17 protein-coding genes are annotated in these 14,912 nt (G+C 68.9%); 14 read left to right on the top strand and 3 right to left on the bottom strand.

What is annotated here, in order from left to right; translation table 11 throughout:
- The first annotated feature begins 19 nt into the window (after positions 1-19).
- Genes AC069H_RS32090 through AC069H_RS32070 form a run of 5 tightly spaced genes read left to right on the top strand, consistent with a single transcriptional unit; the run spans position 20 to position 4,134 of the window.
- The gene (locus tag AC069H_RS32090) at positions 20-562 is read left to right on the top strand and encodes an RNA polymerase sigma factor (protein WP_478225528.1); all 543 of its coding nucleotides are present in this window, start codon (positions 20-22) and stop codon (positions 560-562) included.
- Positions 559-1,374 (top strand): zf-HC2 domain-containing protein, encoded by an 816-nt coding sequence (locus AC069H_RS32085; RefSeq protein ID WP_478234809.1) that lies wholly within the window; start codon positions 559-561, stop codon positions 1,372-1,374. The genes AC069H_RS32090 and AC069H_RS32085 overlap by 4 nt, the downstream gene beginning before the upstream one ends.
- A 17-nt stretch (positions 1,375-1,391) precedes the next feature.
- Entirely contained in the window at positions 1,392-2,195 is an 804-nt protein-coding gene (locus AC069H_RS32080; protein ID WP_478234892.1) for an ABC transporter ATP-binding protein, read from the top strand.
- Positions 2,192-3,565: a hypothetical protein gene (locus AC069H_RS32075; RefSeq protein WP_478234808.1), complete on the top strand. Its 1,374-nt coding sequence runs from the start codon at positions 2,192-2,194 to the stop codon at positions 3,563-3,565. Before AC069H_RS32080 ends, AC069H_RS32075 begins: the two co-directional genes overlap by 4 nt.
- Positions 3,566-3,573: 8 nt before the next feature.
- Positions 3,574-4,134: a hypothetical protein gene (locus tag AC069H_RS32070; RefSeq protein ID WP_478234807.1), complete on the top strand. Its 561-nt coding sequence runs from the start codon at positions 3,574-3,576 to the stop codon at positions 4,132-4,134.
- 63 nt (positions 4,135-4,197) lie between these two features.
- Here the strand turns inward: AC069H_RS32070 and AC069H_RS32065 are convergent, their stop codons facing one another.
- A complete protein-coding gene (locus AC069H_RS32065; RefSeq protein WP_125674107.1) occupies positions 4,198-4,608 on the bottom strand; it encodes a PPOX class F420-dependent oxidoreductase in 411 nt (136 codons plus the stop codon).
- A 145-nt stretch (positions 4,609-4,753) separates the two neighbouring features.
- On the opposite strand from AC069H_RS32065, the gene AC069H_RS32060 reads away from it, so the two are divergent.
- A complete protein-coding gene (locus AC069H_RS32060; RefSeq protein ID WP_478234806.1) occupies positions 4,754-5,458 on the top strand; it encodes a lysozyme family protein in 705 nt (234 codons plus the stop codon).
- Here the strand turns inward: AC069H_RS32060 and AC069H_RS32055 are convergent.
- Positions 5,431-6,351, bottom strand: coding sequence for an NAD(P)/FAD-dependent oxidoreductase (locus AC069H_RS32055; RefSeq protein WP_478234891.1), 921 nt, complete (start codon positions 6,349-6,351; stop codon positions 5,431-5,433). The genes AC069H_RS32060 and AC069H_RS32055 overlap by 28 nt on opposite strands.
- Positions 6,352-6,405: 54 nt before the next feature.
- Here AC069H_RS32055 and AC069H_RS32050 point away from each other — a divergent pair, with 54 nt between their 5' ends.
- Positions 6,406-6,975, top strand: coding sequence for a helix-turn-helix domain-containing protein (locus AC069H_RS32050; RefSeq protein ID WP_219148332.1), 570 nt, complete (start codon positions 6,406-6,408; stop codon positions 6,973-6,975).
- 30 nt (positions 6,976-7,005) lie between these two features.
- Here the strand turns inward: AC069H_RS32050 and AC069H_RS32045 are convergent, their stop codons facing one another.
- A complete protein-coding gene (locus tag AC069H_RS32045) occupies positions 7,006-7,419 on the bottom strand; it encodes a tetratricopeptide repeat protein (protein ID WP_125674103.1) in 414 nt (137 codons plus the stop codon).
- Positions 7,420-7,491: 72 nt separating this feature from the next.
- On the opposite strand from AC069H_RS32045, the gene AC069H_RS32040 reads away from it, so the two are divergent.
- From AC069H_RS32040 to AC069H_RS32010, 7 genes are all read left to right on the top strand, one after another.
- Complete coding sequence (locus AC069H_RS32040) at positions 7,492-7,980, top strand: VOC family protein (protein ID WP_478234805.1); 489 nt, start codon at positions 7,492-7,494, stop codon at positions 7,978-7,980.
- Between the two features lie 161 nt (positions 7,981-8,141).
- Positions 8,142-9,428 (top strand): phosphopyruvate hydratase, encoded by a 1,287-nt coding sequence (gene eno, locus AC069H_RS32035; protein WP_478234804.1) that lies wholly within the window; start codon positions 8,142-8,144, stop codon positions 9,426-9,428.
- Positions 9,429-9,614: 186 nt separating this feature from the next.
- Positions 9,615-9,977, top strand: coding sequence for an FtsB family cell division protein (locus tag AC069H_RS32030; protein WP_091598626.1), 363 nt, complete (start codon positions 9,615-9,617; stop codon positions 9,975-9,977).
- 18 nt (positions 9,978-9,995) lie between these two features.
- Positions 9,996-10,511 (top strand): DUF501 domain-containing protein, encoded by a 516-nt coding sequence (locus tag AC069H_RS32025; protein ID WP_478225533.1) that lies wholly within the window; start codon positions 9,996-9,998, stop codon positions 10,509-10,511.
- 183 nt (positions 10,512-10,694) lie between these two features.
- Positions 10,695-11,861 carry a lytic transglycosylase domain-containing protein gene (locus AC069H_RS32020; RefSeq protein ID WP_478234803.1) on the top strand — a complete coding sequence of 389 codons (1,167 nt, stop codon included), beginning with the start codon at positions 10,695-10,697 and terminating at the stop codon, positions 11,859-11,861.
- A gap of 76 nt (positions 11,862-11,937) precedes the next feature.
- Complete coding sequence (locus tag AC069H_RS32015) at positions 11,938-12,891, top strand: Ppx/GppA phosphatase family protein (RefSeq protein ID WP_378435579.1); 954 nt, start codon at positions 11,938-11,940, stop codon at positions 12,889-12,891.
- A gap of 258 nt (positions 12,892-13,149) precedes the next feature.
- Positions 13,150-14,766, top strand: a complete 1,617-nt coding sequence (locus tag AC069H_RS32010) for a peptide ABC transporter substrate-binding protein (RefSeq protein WP_478234802.1) — start codon at positions 13,150-13,152, stop codon at positions 14,764-14,766.
- Positions 14,767-14,912 lie beyond the last annotated feature (146 nt).

Here is a 14,912-nt window from a genome sequence, read left to right as displayed (position 1 = left end):
TCTCGGCGTCTTGCCGGATGTGAAAGGAACGGAACCGGACGAAGAGCAGCTCGTCCGCCGCACGGCCCAAGGTGACCGCGCGGCGTTCGAGGAGCTCTACCGCCGCACGTCGCCGTGGCTGGCCGTGCGCCTGCGCCGTCGCTGCGCCGACGATCAGATCGTCGCCGAGGTGATGCAGGAGACCTACCTCGCGGTCTGGCGCGCGGCGGGCGCGTTCGCCGGTTCCGCCGTCGGCGGGAGCGCCGTGGGCTGGCTGTGGACGATCGCCGCGCGCCGGCTGGTCGACGCCTTCCGCCGCCGGGCGCGGCACGCGCAGCCGCTGCCGGTCGCGGAAAGCACCGTCGCGCCCGCCGCCGAGGACGAGGCGCTGGCCGGCGCGGTCGGCGACCACGTCGGCGACGCGCTGCGACGCCTCGCGCCCGAACTCCGGCAGGTCCTGCAGGCCATGGTGCTCGACGGGCTGACCGTCCGTGAGACCGCGGTCCTGCTCGGCCTGCCGGAAGGAACCGTCAAAACCCGTGCCAGGCGGGCTCGGATCGCGATGCGGGAGGCGCTGTCGTGAACAAGGAACACGTGTCCGAACAGCTCCTCGCCGGTTACGTCCGCGGGGACGACGGCTTGGCCGGTGACGAGGTCTGGGCGGTCGAAGCCCATCTCGAATCGTGCGCGGAATGCCGGGGGAGACTGTCCGCGCTCAGCCTTCCGGCGGTGTCGGCGCTGGTGGACGACGTCTGGGCCGGACTGGGGCCGAAGCTCGCCGAAGCGGGCCCGAGCCCGCTGCGGTTCCGGTGGGCCGGACGGCTGCACACCTGGGTGACGCCGGTGATGCTGCCGTGGCTGGTGATGATCGTCCTGATCCCGGCGCTGGGCTTCCTGCTGGACTCGCTCGGGTTCACCGGGTCCAAGGGCTACTCGTTCGTCCAGCTCTTCTCACCGGTGCTGCCGGTGCTCGGGGTCGCGGTGTCGTGGGCCAAGGGGCTCGATCCCGCGTACGAACTCGTCACTTCCACGCCGAGGGCCGGGCTCTACCTGTTGCTGCGCCGGACGACGGCGGTCCTCGCCGTCGTGTTGCCGATACAGGCCCTCGCGGGCTGGCTCGGCGGTGGCGGATTCGGGCTCGGCCTCCTGCCGAGCCTGGCCTTCACCACCGGGACGCTCGCGCTCGGCGGTGTGATCGGAGTGGCGCGGGCGGGCTACGTCCTGACCGGGGTCTGGATGGCGGTGATCTTGGCGCCCGCGGTGGCTTCGCAAGGGCGCGCCACCGCGCTCGAACCCCGGCTGCTCCCGGTGTGGGGCGCGATCTTCGCGCTGACCGCGGTCGTGGTGGTGCTCCGGCGGAGCGTCTTCGGCCTGCTCACCGGATCCGAACGATGAACGAAGGGGAGAACATGATGCGTGCTGTCGGGGCCGCGGAGGTCGCACCGACGACCTACGCGTGGCAGATCAAGGCGGAGGGACTGAAGGTCCGGGTCGGCAAACGCAAGTTCGCCGTGAACGGCCTCGACCTGGAACTCGGCACGGGGGTGCACGGTCTGCTCGGTCCGAACGGGGCGGGCAAGACCACGCTGATCCGGGCACTGGCGACGGTGCTCCGGCCGGCGGAGGGAGGGCTGGCGCTGCTCGGTGAATCCGTCGGGGGGTTCACCGATCAGCGCCGCCTGCGCCGCCGTATCGGCTATCTGCCGCAGAATTTCGGTTACTACAAGCGATTCACCGTCCGCGAATTCGTCGAATACATCGCCTGGCTGAAGGAGATGTCCAAACAGGACATCCCGGCCGCGGTGCAGCGGTCGATCGAGCGGGTCGGCCTCGCCGATCGGGCCGACGACCGGATGAAGACGCTGTCCGGCGGCATGGTGCGGCGGGTCGGGATCGCGCAGGCGATCGTGAACGATCCGGACATCCTCCTGCTGGACGAGCCGACCGCCGGGCTCGACCCGGCACAGCGCGTGCGGTTCCGCGATCTCCTTCAGGAAATCGGCCGCGACGCCTGCGTCGTCGTCTCGACACATCTCGTCGAGGACGTCGCGACGGCCTGCACAGACGTCGTCCTGTTCGAAAACGGGAAACTCGTCTTCCAGGGGACACCGGACGAGCTGGCCGCGGCCGGGAGCGAGGAGTACGTCGGCGACAGCCCGATCGAGCGCGGTTACTCGGCGCTGCTCGGACAAGAACCGGGGAGGGGGAACTGGTGAAAACGCGTGTCCTGCGGACCGAACTCCGCCGTTCCATCGCCCCTTGGGCCACCCTCGCCATCCTCGTCGTCGCGTTCGGATTCCTGTATTCGTTCAGCGGGCCGTGGTCGAAGGCGCCGATCGCCTGGGACGAAAACTGGGTGCCCGCCGCGGCGTGGAGCCGGTTCCTGCTGGTGTTCCTGTGGCCGATCGCGATCGGCGCCGGGGCCATCCAAGGCATGCGGGACAGCCGGTCAGGGATGGCCGAACTGCTCACTACGATGCCACGGCCCCCCTGGCACCGGGCGGCGAAACTCGCCGGTGCGCTGGGTGGCCTGCTGGTGCTGGGCTACCTGCTGATCTTCGCCGTCGGTGCCGTACAGGTGATCTTCAGCGGCGCGTTCTTCACCTTCGGCTGGCTGCCGATCGTCGTGGTCGGCGCGCTCGCGATGCTCGCCGGCGCCTGGATCGGACTGGGGATCGGCCGGTTGCTGCCGCATCCGCTGACCGCGCCCGCGGTGGCCGTCGCCGCTCTCGTGACCGTGCTCGTGCTCCAGATCGCCGGGTCGAAGGGCAGCGTGCTCGTGGGCGCTGTTCCGGCCTGGGTCTCTTCGCTCTCTCCCGCGATGGACGTCACCAACGATCCGTTCACCACCACCGCGAGCCGGGTGGATCTCGGGCAGGGGGTCTGGCTCGCCGGACTTGCCGTGACCGGATTCCTTCTGCTGGCGGCCCGCTCCAAGCGGGCGAAGGCACTCTCCGTCGTCCCCGCGCTGGTGGCGGTCGTGATCGCGATACCCGTCCTGCCCGCGACCTACGCCGAGGCCAAGACCGTCGACCCGCGTGCGACGGCGATGGTCTGTGACGGCCCGGTCTGCGTTCCCCGCCTGCTCGAGCCCGAACTCGCCCGTCTCGCCGGGCCCGGAAAGGAAGCTTTGCGGCTCTTGGGAACCTTGCCGGACGCGCCGGTCAAGGTCACGGTGATGGACCGGCGGCTGGACTTCGACGAGGAACCGCCGCGTGCCGCGGACACCGTCTTCGTCGACCTGCTGGATTGGTCCGTCCGTTCGGCCCTGAATTCGGACGACATGACGCGGACACTGGTCGCCGGCGCCGGGACGCCGACCTGCTACACCGTCCACGGTGTCGACAGGTCCTTCATGGACGAAGTCACCGCGCGGTCGATCACTTCGAGCTGGCTGCTCGGTGAGTGGGAGATGCTCAACGGGTCGTGGCTGAGCGACGACAAGAAGAACGAGGTCCTCCGCGCTTGGGAGACCTTCCGTGCCCTGCCGCCCGACGTGCAGCGAACGCGGGTCATCGCGCAGCGGCAGGCGGGCCTGACCTGCCGGGGCAACCAGCTCGACATCCTCCTCGGCGGCGCCCGATGAGGTGGGCGGTGCTGTACGCGCGCTCGCGCGCCATGCCCGCGTCGTTCGCGGCGCTGGCCGTGAGCATGGCGGTGATGTGGTTCCTGGCGTGGGACCGCTGGTCGGAGCTCTCGGTTTCCCTGGCGCTGCTGGTGGCGATCGCGGTGACCGCCATCGGCCTCGGCGGGCAGGACATCGATCTCGACCGGACCGCCGCGATCCGCTGGGCGCCTCGCCGCGTCGTGCATCTCCTGCTGATCGGCGGCCTCGGCATCGGTGCCGTGCTGCTGCCGAGGCTGTGGGTGGCGGAGCGGGTTCCGGTGGAGATCATCGTGCGGAACGCGAGTGGACTGCTCGGTCTCGCCGGAATCGCCGCGGTGCTGTTCGGCGGCGCCTTCGGGTGGACGTTGCCGCTGGCCGGGTTCGCGGTCGCGTTCGTGGCCTGGGCCACCATATCGGGCACGGAGAGTGTGCACCTGGTGATCACTTGGCCCTTCCAGTCCGCCGGCGTCGCCGAAGCCACGTGGACCGCCGTGGTGCTCGCGGTGGCCGGTTTGGGGACCTACGCGGTCTACGGTGCCCGGCGCTGACTCCGCCGAAGAAAGGGGCGTTCCCGGCGAAATTCGCCAGGAACGCCCCTTTCCCTTCCCCGGTCAGACGTTTCGGTTGTGCGGAACGAGGTCGAGCGGGTCGTGGTCCGGGTCGTCGACACCGAGGCTGATGATCCGCGACGGGTGGATCCGGATCACCGCGCCGTCGAGATGGCCGTCGGGGGTGCGGGCGCCGGTCAGCGCCTCGGCCCGGCCGCGGATTTCGAGGCAGCGGATCCTCGGCGGGTCCTGCGAGGGCATGTCGTCCACCACGAACGCGGCCTGCCCGTTCGCGGCCACGTTCCGGAACTTCTTGCTCTTCGCCAGTTCGTAGCCGGTGATGTCGATCGTCCGGGTCTCGGTGTTGTAGGCGTAACCGACGGGGCTGACCTGCAGCGTGCCGTCCGGCTGCGCCGTCGCGAGCCGCCCGAGACCTTGGGTGGCGAGGTAGTCGAGTTCCGCTTCACTGAACATGGGAATCAGTGTGTGACCTCCACTTAGCTGGAGGTCAAGAGGTAATCCCGCTTCGAGCTGCCGGTCGCCGATCGGTTCTACCGTCAGTCGGGTTCGTAAGCCGATTGGGGCATCGCCCGGAAGTGTGGCGAAGTAACCTGACCGGGTGGCCGAAACCGCGCAGAGCACCGAAGCCCCGGAGCATGCTGTCCGCCCTCTGCCGCCGTACGTGCCCAGGCTCGCTTTCGCGGGCGGGCTCGTGCTCACGGGCGTGGTGCTGATCATGACCGTCGGGGTGAACCGGCCGGGAGGCGAGGAGCCCCCTCCGCCGGCTCAGCCCCAGCCCGCGCTCGCGGTTCCCGACCAGAAGCCCCAGCCTGGCGTGGCGACGCCGCGTGCGGGGCTCGCCGCGCCGCCCGACCGGCCCACCGTTTCCGACGCGGCCGAACTCGAAACCTGGGCGAAACGGGTGGCGGCGAAGACGCAGCTCTCCTTCGCCGACCTGTCCGCCTACGGCCGCGCCGAGATGTGGCTCCGGCGGCAGAAACCGGGTTGCCACCTCTCGTGGGCGACCCTCGCCGGGATCTCCCACGTCGAAACGGCGCAGGGCAGGCCCAGCCCGATCACGCTCCCGGCCGACGTCTGGGCCAAACACTCCGCCCGGGCCAGGAGCGACGGGAAGCAGCCGGATCCGAAGGACCTCGACGACGCCGCCTTCGCCACCGCCCGCTATCTGTGCGCAGCCGGCGACGACGTCGCCACCCCGGATGGCTGGTGGAAGTCGATGCGGGTGTTCAACCCGTCGGTGCCCTACGTCCAGGAGGTCTTCAGCGCGGCCGACACCTACGCGGACGCCAGCGTCGCGCCCTGATCCTCGAGCACCAGATCGAAGTTGAGTGCCGACGCCATCCGGTAGGCGTCGCCCGCGGCGACGACCAACTGCGCCATCGGATCGACGACGTTCCCCGCCGCCCAGACACCGTCCACGTTCGTGCGGCCCTGCGCGTCCACCGCGATCGAGCCGCTTTCGGTGCGCGCGCAGCCGATCTGGGCGAGAAGCCGGTCGTGCGGGACGAACTTCGGGCCGACGAACACGACATCGCGTTCGACGAATTCGCCGTCGACGAGCCGGACGCCGGTCAGCCGGTCGTTCTCGACGGCGAGCTCGGACACCTTCCCGTCGACGATCCGGATGCCCAGCCCGGTCAGCTTCGCCCGGTCTTCGGCCGAGAGCTGCTGCGTATGCGTGAAGAAGGTCAGGTCCTTGCTCCACTGCCAGACGATCAGCGCCTGGTGGACCGACTTCTCGGAGGTGGCGAGCACGCCGAAACTCTGATCGCGCACCTCCCAGCCGTGGCAGTACGGGCAGTGCAGGACGTCGGCGCCGAAGCGCTCCGCGACGCCGGGGACGTCCGGCAGTTCGTCGGCCAGCCCGGTGGTCACCACGATCCGGCGACCGCGGATGACCCGGCCGCTCGCCAGTTCCACCGCCTTGTCGTGCCGCAGCCGGTGGACGACGTCTTCGACGATCTCGACGCCGTAGCCGCGGACCTCGTCGCGGCCTATTTCCAGCAGTTCCTTGGGTGGGATGCCGTCCCTGGTCAGGAAACCGTGGGCGTGCGCGGCGGGCGCGTTGCGCGGGGTGCCGCCGTCGATCACGACGACCCGGCGCCGCGCCCTGCCCAGTACCAAGGCCGCGCTGAGACCCGCGACGCCACCACCGATGATCACCACGTCGAATTCGTTGTTCATGCTGCCGAGCATCCGGATTTGCGGCAAAGTTGGCAAAGTTCATTGCCGATTTGGCAAACTGGAGGTATGGAGGACATCGAACGGCGGCTCGCCGAGGTCGGCCCGAAGCTCAAGCAGCTCCGCAAGGAGCGTGGCACCACGCTCTCCGCGCTTTCGGAGGCGACGGGGATCTCCGCCAGTACGCTCTCGCGGCTCGAATCGGGCTCCCGGAAGGCCACGCTGGAGCTGTTGCTCACGCTGTCGGCGGCGCATCAGGTGCCGCTCGACGAACTGGTCGGCGAACCCGAACCCGCCGACCCGCGGGTCCGGATGAAACCGCAGAAATTCGGCAGGTTCACCGCGTGGGCGCTGACCGCGCAGCCCGGCCAGCCGCAGGCGTTCAAACTGTTGATCCCGGTCGAGGACATCGAGCCCGTGCAACGCACGCACGAGGGCTACGAGTGGATGTACGTCCTCAGTGGACGGCTGCGGGCGCTGCTCGGCGACCGCGACTTCACGATGGGGCCCGGCGAGGCCGCGGAGTTCGACACGCGGGTGCCGCATTGGTTCGGCAGCGCGGGGCCGGGGCCGGTGGAGCTGCTGGTGCTGTTCGGCAAACAGGGCGAGCGGGCCCACCTGCGGGCCAGGTCGAAGTGAGAGCAAAGGTCCCTTGCTCTCGCCGCCGGGTCAGTCGCGCAACGCGATCCGCGCGCTGACCTCGCTGATCGCTTCCAGATACTCCGGGATCGGGTGCATCGCCGACGCTATCCGCATCTGCGCGAGCGCCTCGGTCAGCCTGCCGAGGCGCTGGAGGGTCCGCCCGAGCACGAACCGCGCGTAATGATCGGTGGGGTCCAGTTCCAGCACCCGGGTGAAGGCGCGTTCGGCCCGCCGCAACTGTGCGGAGTGGAAGTACGCGCGGCCTGCCAGCAACTGAACACTCGGTTTGTCGGTTTCGTCCTCCAGCAACGGCTCGAGGGCCTTGAGGGCATCGAGCGGCCTGCGGCTTTCGACCAGCGCCTCCGCCTGTCGGAAGGCGCGGAACCGCGACTCACCGGACGAGTCCTCACCGGGTTCTGGGGCGGGTTCGGCATCCATCATGGTCCGCTCCACGATACGCCTGGGCAGGGCCGTTCACGAGGAGCTGAAACGGTCATGGTGGACTGTCCTGCCATGAGCAGTGCCGAAGCGGATAGGCCCGAAAACGAGCCCGGCTACCTCGGGCTCGCGCCGTACCTCTACTACGCCGACGCCACCGAGGCGGTCGCGTGGCTGGTCAGAGTGTTCGGGTTCACCGAGGAAGTGCGCTTCGCCGACGCCTCCGGAGAGGTGTTCCAGGCCACTCTGTGCGCCGGTCCGGCCAAGATCCAGCTGGCCGGCGTCGGCCCCGAGTACTGGCAGGCGAAAGGCGTCGACGGCCCGGTCGGGCAGCTGAACATCGTGTACGTCCCCGACGCCGACGCGCAGTACGAGCGCGTCCGCGCCGCGCTCGGCGACGACGCCGACATCGACGCGCCCCAGGATCAGCCCTACGGCGCCCGGGTGTTCACCGTCTCCGACATCGGCGGCAACAGCTGGACCTTCTGGCAGCAGTTCTCCGACACCGTCGAGCTTCCGTCAGGCTGGAAGGAAGTCCGGGCGGACGAACCAGCCGAGGAGTAGGTACCGCGGAGCGAAGCTCCTCCGTTGAGGGCGGTGGCGGGGAGGAAGGTCGGAAAGGTCCGGTCGACGGCTGATGTGGCGCGTGCCTCCAACGGGTGAACTGCGGTGACGGCTAGGCTGGGCCCGGTCACCGCAGGCACAACCCACATGAGGAGCATGGCGTGGCGCTCATCGAGCAGGTAGGCGCTCGCGAGATTCTGGACTCGCGAGGCAACCCGACGGTCGAAGTGGAGGTGGCTCTCGACGACGGCACGCTGGCGCGGGCCGCGGTCCCCTCGGGTGCGTCCACCGGCGAACACGAAGCCGTCGAGCTGCGTGACGGCGACACCGGCCGGTACAACGGCAAGGGTGTCGAGCGCGCGGTCGCGGCCGTCCTGGACGAGATCGGCCCGGACCTGGTCGGCACCGACGCCGTCGACCAGCGCATCGTCGACCAGAAGCTGGTCGACCTCGACGGCACGCCGGCGAAGTCCCGCCTCGGCGCGAACGCCATCCTCGGTGTTTCGCTCGCCGTCGCGAAGGCCGCCGCGGAGTCGGCCGAGCTGGAGCTGTTCCGCTACCTCGGCGGGCCGAACGCGCACGTGCTGCCGGTGCCGATGCTGAACATCCTCAACGGTGGCGCGCACGCCGACACCGATGTCGACATCCAGGAATTCATGATCGCGCCGATCGGCGCCGAGTCGTTCCGCGAGGCCCTGCGCTGGGGCACCGAGGTCTACCACTCGCTGAAGTCGGTCCTGAAGGGCCGCGGCCTGGCCACCGGCCTCGGTGACGAAGGCGGCTTCGCGCCCAGCTTGAAGAACAACCGCGAGGCGCTCGACCTGATCCTTCAGGCGATCGAGAAGGCCGGGTACGCCCCGGGCCGCGACGTCGCGCTCGCGCTCGACGTCGCCGCGACGGAGTTCTTCTCCGACGGCGCGTACACCTTCGAAGGCGCGAAGAAGAGCGCCGAGCAGATGTCGGCCTACTACGGCGAGCTCGTCCGCGACTACCCGCTCGTGTCCATCGAGGACCCGCTGAGCGAGGACGACTGGGACGGCTGGGTCCAGCTGACCACCGAGATCGGTGAGAAGGTCCAGCTGGTCGGCGACGACCTGTTCGTCACCAACCCGGACCGCCTCGAAGAGGGCATCACCCGCCGCGCCGCCAACGCGCTGCTGGTGAAGGTCAACCAGATCGGCACCCTGTCGGAGACCCTCGACGCGATCTCGCTGGCCACCTCGTACGGCTACAAGTCGATGATGAGCCACCGGTCCGGCGAGACCGAGGACACCTTCATCGCCGACCTCGCCGTCGCGACCGGTGTCGGCCAGATCAAGACCGGCGCCCCGGCGCGCGGCGAGCGGATCGCCAAGTACAACCAGCTGCTCCGCATCGAGGAGACCCTCGCCGACGCGGCGCGCTACGCCGGCGACCTCGCGTTCCCGCGGTTCAGCGTCGAGGGATGACGAACGATGGCGGACCGGGGGAGGGCGCGGACCCGTCGTAGCGGGCGCGCGGACGGCGGCGGCTCCAGCAGGGGCCGCCGACCGGAGCGCGCCCGTCGCACGACGACGACGGAGGTCCGCGCCCGAACCCGGCTGCGCCGCAGCCTGGCGGCGAAGCGGGCATCGGGTGCCGCGAAGGTGCTCGGCATGTCCACCACCCGCCGGGCCGCGGTGGTGGCGATCGTGGTGTGCGCGCTCGCGTTCACCATCGCCGTCCCGCTGCGCACGTACCTCAGCCAAAAGTCCGAGGTGACCGAGCAGCAGCAGTTGCAGTCCGAACTGCAGCGGAGCGTCACCCAGCTGGAAGGCCGCAAGGCCGAGCTGAGCGACCCGGCGCAGATCGAGGCGGAGGCGCGTAAACGGTTCGGTTTCGTGAAGCCCGGCGAGACGCCGTACATCGTGCAGCTCCCCGAAGACAAGGCGCCCGAGCAGGGGCAGCCGCAAGGTCAGCAGCCGGTGCCCGCGGGCTCCTGGTACGAGAAGCTGTGGGATCAGGTCGCGGGCGGCTGAAGTGCGCCCTTTAGCCTTATGGGTGTGAACAGCACGGAAAAGTCCTCCTACGAGCCTGTGACCGACGCCGACCGCGAGATCATCGCGGAACAGCTCGGCCGGGCCCCCCGTGCGCTGCGCGCCGTCGCCGCGCGCTGCCCGAGCGGCCACCCGTCGGTCGTGCAGACCAGCCCCCGCCTCGACGACGGCACGCCGTTCCCCACGCTCTACTACTTGACCTGCCCGAAGCTGACGTCGATGGTCGGCACGCTCGAGGCGTCCGGGCTGATGAAGGAGATGACCGACCGGCTCGCGGAGGACCCCGAGCTGGCGGCCGCCTACCGGCGGACCCACGAGAGCTATCTCGCCGAACGCGACGCCATCGATTCGCTCGGCCACGAGGTCAGCGCGGGTGGGATGCCCGGCCGCGTCAAATGCCTGCACGTCCACCTGGCGCACACGCTGGCCGTCGGCCCCGGGGTGAACCCGTTCGGGGACGAGACGCTCGAGCTGCTCAAGGCGAACGGCTGGCCGTCCGGCGACTGCCAGGGGTAACACCCGCCCGCGATGTACAGATAGTTCCTCCAGGTGGGTTAATTCACCCGATGTCGGCCAACTGGTCCTCCTCAATGGGGTGAAACCGGTCACCGTATGCGGCAGGCTGGGCACAGCCGAGGGTTGACGGGGTGGGCAAGTACCGGATCGCCGAGTCGTGATCCGCCGGGAGGGTTCTGAGGTATGCGCGTGAGGCACGTGCCAGGCGCGGTGACCGGCCATGTGCGGAGACTCTGTCTCCGGCACCGCACGATAGCCGCGGTGACCGGAGGGGTCCTCGCCATCGTCCCGGCCGGTGCCGCGGTCGTCGGTGCCGGCAGCTGGGCCGCGACGGCGAGCACGGTCCATTCCGACAACGTCGCCCTCATCGACGGCTACGACCCGAAGAACCCGCTCGTCCAGCAGATCGGTGTCGACGGCAGCCTGCCGAACGCCCCGACCCCGCTCCCGCTCCCCGCGGACGAACTCCCCGAAGGACCGCTCGGCATCCCGGTCACCGCGCTCGCCGCGTACCGCAACGCCGCCGACATCCTCATCGCCGAACAGCCCGGTTGCCACATCGACTGGGCTTTGATCGCGAGTATCGGCCGGATCGAGTCCAATCACGCGCGCGGCGGTTACGTCGACGCTAAGGGCAACACCCTCGAACCGATCCTCGGCCCGCAGCTCAACGGCGCCGGGCCGTTCGCGGCCATCCCGGACACCGACGGCGGCAAATTCGACGGCGACACGGTGTGGGACCGCGCGGTCGGCCCGACGCAGTTCATCCCGTCGACGTGGAAGGGCTACGCCTCGGACGGGAACGGCGACGGCGAGTCCAATCCGAACAACATCTTCGATGCGGCGCTGGGCACGGGCCGGTACCTGTGCTCCGGCGGGCTCGATCTGTCCAAACCGGACCAGTTGCGCGCGGCCGTGTTCCGCTACAACAACTCGGACACCTATGTGAACACCGTGCTGATCTGGGCCGAGGCGTACCGCACCGGTGTGCTGCCGACGCCGGACAGCAAGGTGCCGATCGGCGCCCCGAACGCCGGTGCCGCTCCGCCGCCCGTGTCGGTGCCGCCGCCTCCGGTGCCGCCGACGCCGCCCGGTTCGGTGACGCCCCCGCCGTCGAGTTCGCTGCCGCCGACCAATTCGGGGTCTTCGTCTTCTTCGAAATCGTCGTCGAGCTCGAAGCCAATGCCGCAGTGCCCGACGGTCACCGTGACGGAGACACAACCGACGACGAGCACGAGCCCGACGACCACGACTTCGACTCCGCCGCCGACGACCTGTGCCTCTCCGACGACGACCACAACCACGACGACGGTGACGCAGTCGGGGAGCACCAGCACCAAACCCACCTGATCGGCGTTGACTGTCCATCCATGCCCCCGCCACCACCCTCGACGGAGAAGCTCCGCTCCGCTGTAATCTCCGGGGCATGCCTCGTGTTGCCGCGATCGACTGTGGGACCAACTCCATCCGCCTGCTCGTCGCCGAGCTGACCCCCCGCCACGACGGGACGGTCGACCTGCGCGACCTGCACCGCGAGATGCGGATCGTCCGTCTCGGCCAGGGGGTGGACGCCACCGGCAGGCTGGCCCCCGAGGCGCTCGAGCGCACCCGTAAGGCGCTGGCCGACTACACGATCGCCGCGCGCCGCAAGGGTGTGGAGAAGGTCCGCATGGTCGCGACGTCCGCGACCCGCGACGCGAGCAACCGCGACGAGTTCTTCGCGATGACGCGTGAGGTGCTCGGCACCGAGGCCGAAGTCATCAGCGGGGACGAAGAGGCGCGCCTGTCCTTCACCGGTGCCGTCGGCGAGCAGGATCCCGACGACGGCCCCTTCGTGGTGGTCGACGTCGGCGGCGGCTCGACCGAGCTCGTGGTCGGCACCTGGGACGGCCGCCAGGCCGAGGTCATCGCGGCCAAGTCGGTCGACATCGGCTGTGTGCGCATCACCGAACGCGCGCTGAAGTCCGACCCGCCGACCGCGGCCGAGATCGCCGAAGCCCGTGAGCTGGCCGCCAAGGTCCTCACCGAGGCCTTCGACGTCGTGGACGTGTCCACCGCCAAGACGTGGATCGGTGTCGCCGGGACGGTCACGACCCTGACCGCCGTGGCGCAGGGCCTCTCGGAGTACGACTCCGAGCGCACCCACCTCTCGAAGCTCTCCCACGCCGACATCGACCGTGTCGCGCAGTCGCTCCTCACGGCCGATCACGCGACGCGCGCCGCGAACCCCGTGATCCACCCCGGCCGGGTCGACGTGATCGGCGGCGGCTCGGTGATCGTGCAGGTGCTGGCCGAGCAGTTCGCCACACGCGGTGGCCCCGACGAACTGGTGATCTCCGAGCACGACATCCTCGACGGGATCGCGCTGTCGTTGGCTTGACAGTCGAAGTTTTCTCTTACAGGAAGCCATTTCTTTAGGTGATCAAGCGGTGACCTCCAGTCCGGATTGGGCCGTTCGGCGCAGCGTCGTTCCTACCAACGTTGTGCTCTAACCGGGTGGTCCGGGAGACCGTCACCCATTTGCAACACCAACGCACTGTGATCGGCTTCACCAGTCCCATAGCGTCGTCTCACCTTCTGGGCGGTAGGGCGCGACCAGCGCTCGCCGCGCTATCCGACGACGAGAGTTGGAGTGGACATGCGGGCTTCACGCGGGTTCTGGGGAGCGACGGCGGTGGTGGCCACGGCGGCCCTGCTGCTGACGGCCTGTGGAGGTGGTGGATCCAGTGAGAACAAGGGATCCGGCGCCGTCGACGCCGACGCGTCGGTTTCGGTCTACGGCACCGAGCCGGAGAACTCGCTGATTCCCGCCAACACCAACGAGCTCGGTGGGTCCAAGGCCCTCAAGCCGGTCTTCTCGGCGCTGGTCGGCTACAAATCCGACACCGCCGAGCCGTACAACCTGATGGCCGAATCGATCACCACGACCGATTCGAAGGTCTTCGACATCAAGATCAAAAAGGGCTGGAAGTTCCACGACGGGACCGAGGTCAAGGCCAAGAACTTCGTCGACGCCTGGAACTACAGCGCGAACGGCAAGAACGGCATGCAGAACGCGTCGTTCTTCGAGCAGATCCAGGGCTACGACGAGATCAGCGCCAAGGAACCCGCCGTCAAGGAGATGTCCGGGCTCAAGGTCGTGAACGACTACGAGTTCCAGGCCACCCTCAAGGGACCGTTCTCCGTGTTCGCCACCAAGATCGGCTACCTCGCCTTCGCGCCGCTGCCGGACAAGTTCTTCGCCGACCCGGAGGCGTTCGCCAAGGCCCCGATCGGAAACGGACCGCTGAAGTTCGTCTCGCGTACGCCGAACCAGAACATGAAGCTCACGCGGTTCGACGAATACCAGGGCGAGGACAAGGTCAAGTTCAAGGATCTGGAAGTCCGCATCTACACCAGCCAGGAGACCGCGTACCAGGATCTGCTGAGCAACCGCCTCGACTTCATGGAGGCGCTCCCGCCGGCGGCGAAGGCCGGTGGCAAGTACAAGACCGACCTCGGTGAGCGTCTGGTCGAAGGGAAGCTGCTCGGCATCAGCGCGCTCGCCCTCCCGTACTACGTCCCGGGTTACAACAACCTCGACCTGCGTAAGGCGATCTCGCTGGCCATCGACCGCGAGCAGATCGTCAAGACCGTCATGAACGACACCTACGCGCCCGCCGACGGCTATGTGTCGCGCGGTATCGAGGGTTACCGGCCCGGCGTCTGCGAGTTTTGCAAGTTCGATCCGGTGAAGGCCAAGGAGTTCTTTGCGAAGTCCGGCTACACCGGCAAGCTGACCATCGCGTCGAACGCCGACGGCGGCCGCAAGGAGCCGCTGGTCGCGGCGTGCAACAGCATCAAGAACGCGCTCGGCGTCGAATGCGACTTCGTGCCGGCGACCGACTTCGGGCAGTGGCGCAGCATCGTCAACAACCGCCAGCTGACCGGCATGGGCCGCTCCGACTGGTCCGCCGACTACCCGTCGATCGAGAACTACCTGAACCCGCGCTACAAGAGCACCGGTTCGTCGAACGACTCCACGTACAACAACCCGGCCGTCGACGCGCTGCTGACCCAGGCGGACCAGACCGCCGACAAGGCGGCCGCGATCAAGCTGTACCAGCAGGCCGAGGATCTGATCGCGAAGGATCTGCCCCAGATCCCCGTGTGGGAAGAGAAGGGCGTCGGCGGCAAGTCGAACCGCCTCAAGACCGTGAAGCTTGACTTCGGTCGGCTCGCGGACTACTCGTCCATCGAGGTCGCGGCGAAGTAACGCACTTCGCAGGCTCCGTGCGGTCGTGGGGGGGGGTTTTGGTTTTCGCCCCAAAAACCCCCCCCCACCCCCCCGAGGGGGTTTCCTCCCCTGGGTTCCGGGGAGGCCAGGGGATGGCCCCAGCCCACACTAAGTTCCTCCCCCCC

Source organism: Amycolatopsis sp. NPDC043887 (genome assembly GCF_056435665.1).
This window is presented reverse-complemented; position numbering and strand designations above follow the sequence as displayed.

Coding starts and splice junctions, on each gene's coding strand:
- AC069H_RS32050 (WP_219148332.1), top strand. CDS start 6,406: ATGGAGGACATCGAACGGCGGCTCGCCGAGGTCGGCCCGAAGCTCAAG.
- AC069H_RS32040 (WP_478234805.1), top strand. CDS start 7,492: ATGAGCAGTGCCGAAGCGGATAGGCCCGAAAACGAGCCCGGCTACCTC.
- AC069H_RS32020 (WP_478234803.1), top strand. CDS start 10,695: ATGCGCGTGAGGCACGTGCCAGGCGCGGTGACCGGCCATGTGCGGAGA.
- AC069H_RS32045 (WP_125674103.1), bottom strand. CDS start 7,419: ATGATGGATGCCGAACCCGCCCCAGAACCCGGTGAGGACTCGTCCGGT.
- AC069H_RS32080 (WP_478234892.1), top strand. CDS start 1,392: ATGCGTGCTGTCGGGGCCGCGGAGGTCGCACCGACGACCTACGCGTGG.
- AC069H_RS32015 (WP_378435579.1), top strand. CDS start 11,938: ATGCCTCGTGTTGCCGCGATCGACTGTGGGACCAACTCCATCCGCCTG.
- AC069H_RS32030 (WP_091598626.1), top strand. CDS start 9,615: ATGTCCACCACCCGCCGGGCCGCGGTGGTGGCGATCGTGGTGTGCGCG.
- AC069H_RS32065 (WP_125674107.1), bottom strand. CDS start 4,608: ATGTTCAGTGAAGCGGAACTCGACTACCTCGCCACCCAAGGTCTCGGG.
- AC069H_RS32055 (WP_478234891.1), bottom strand. CDS start 6,351: ATGCTCGGCAGCATGAACAACGAATTCGACGTGGTGATCATCGGTGGT.
- AC069H_RS32010 (WP_478234802.1), top strand. CDS start 13,150: ATGCGGGCTTCACGCGGGTTCTGGGGAGCGACGGCGGTGGTGGCCACG.
- AC069H_RS32025 (WP_478225533.1), top strand. CDS start 9,996: ATGGGTGTGAACAGCACGGAAAAGTCCTCCTACGAGCCTGTGACCGAC.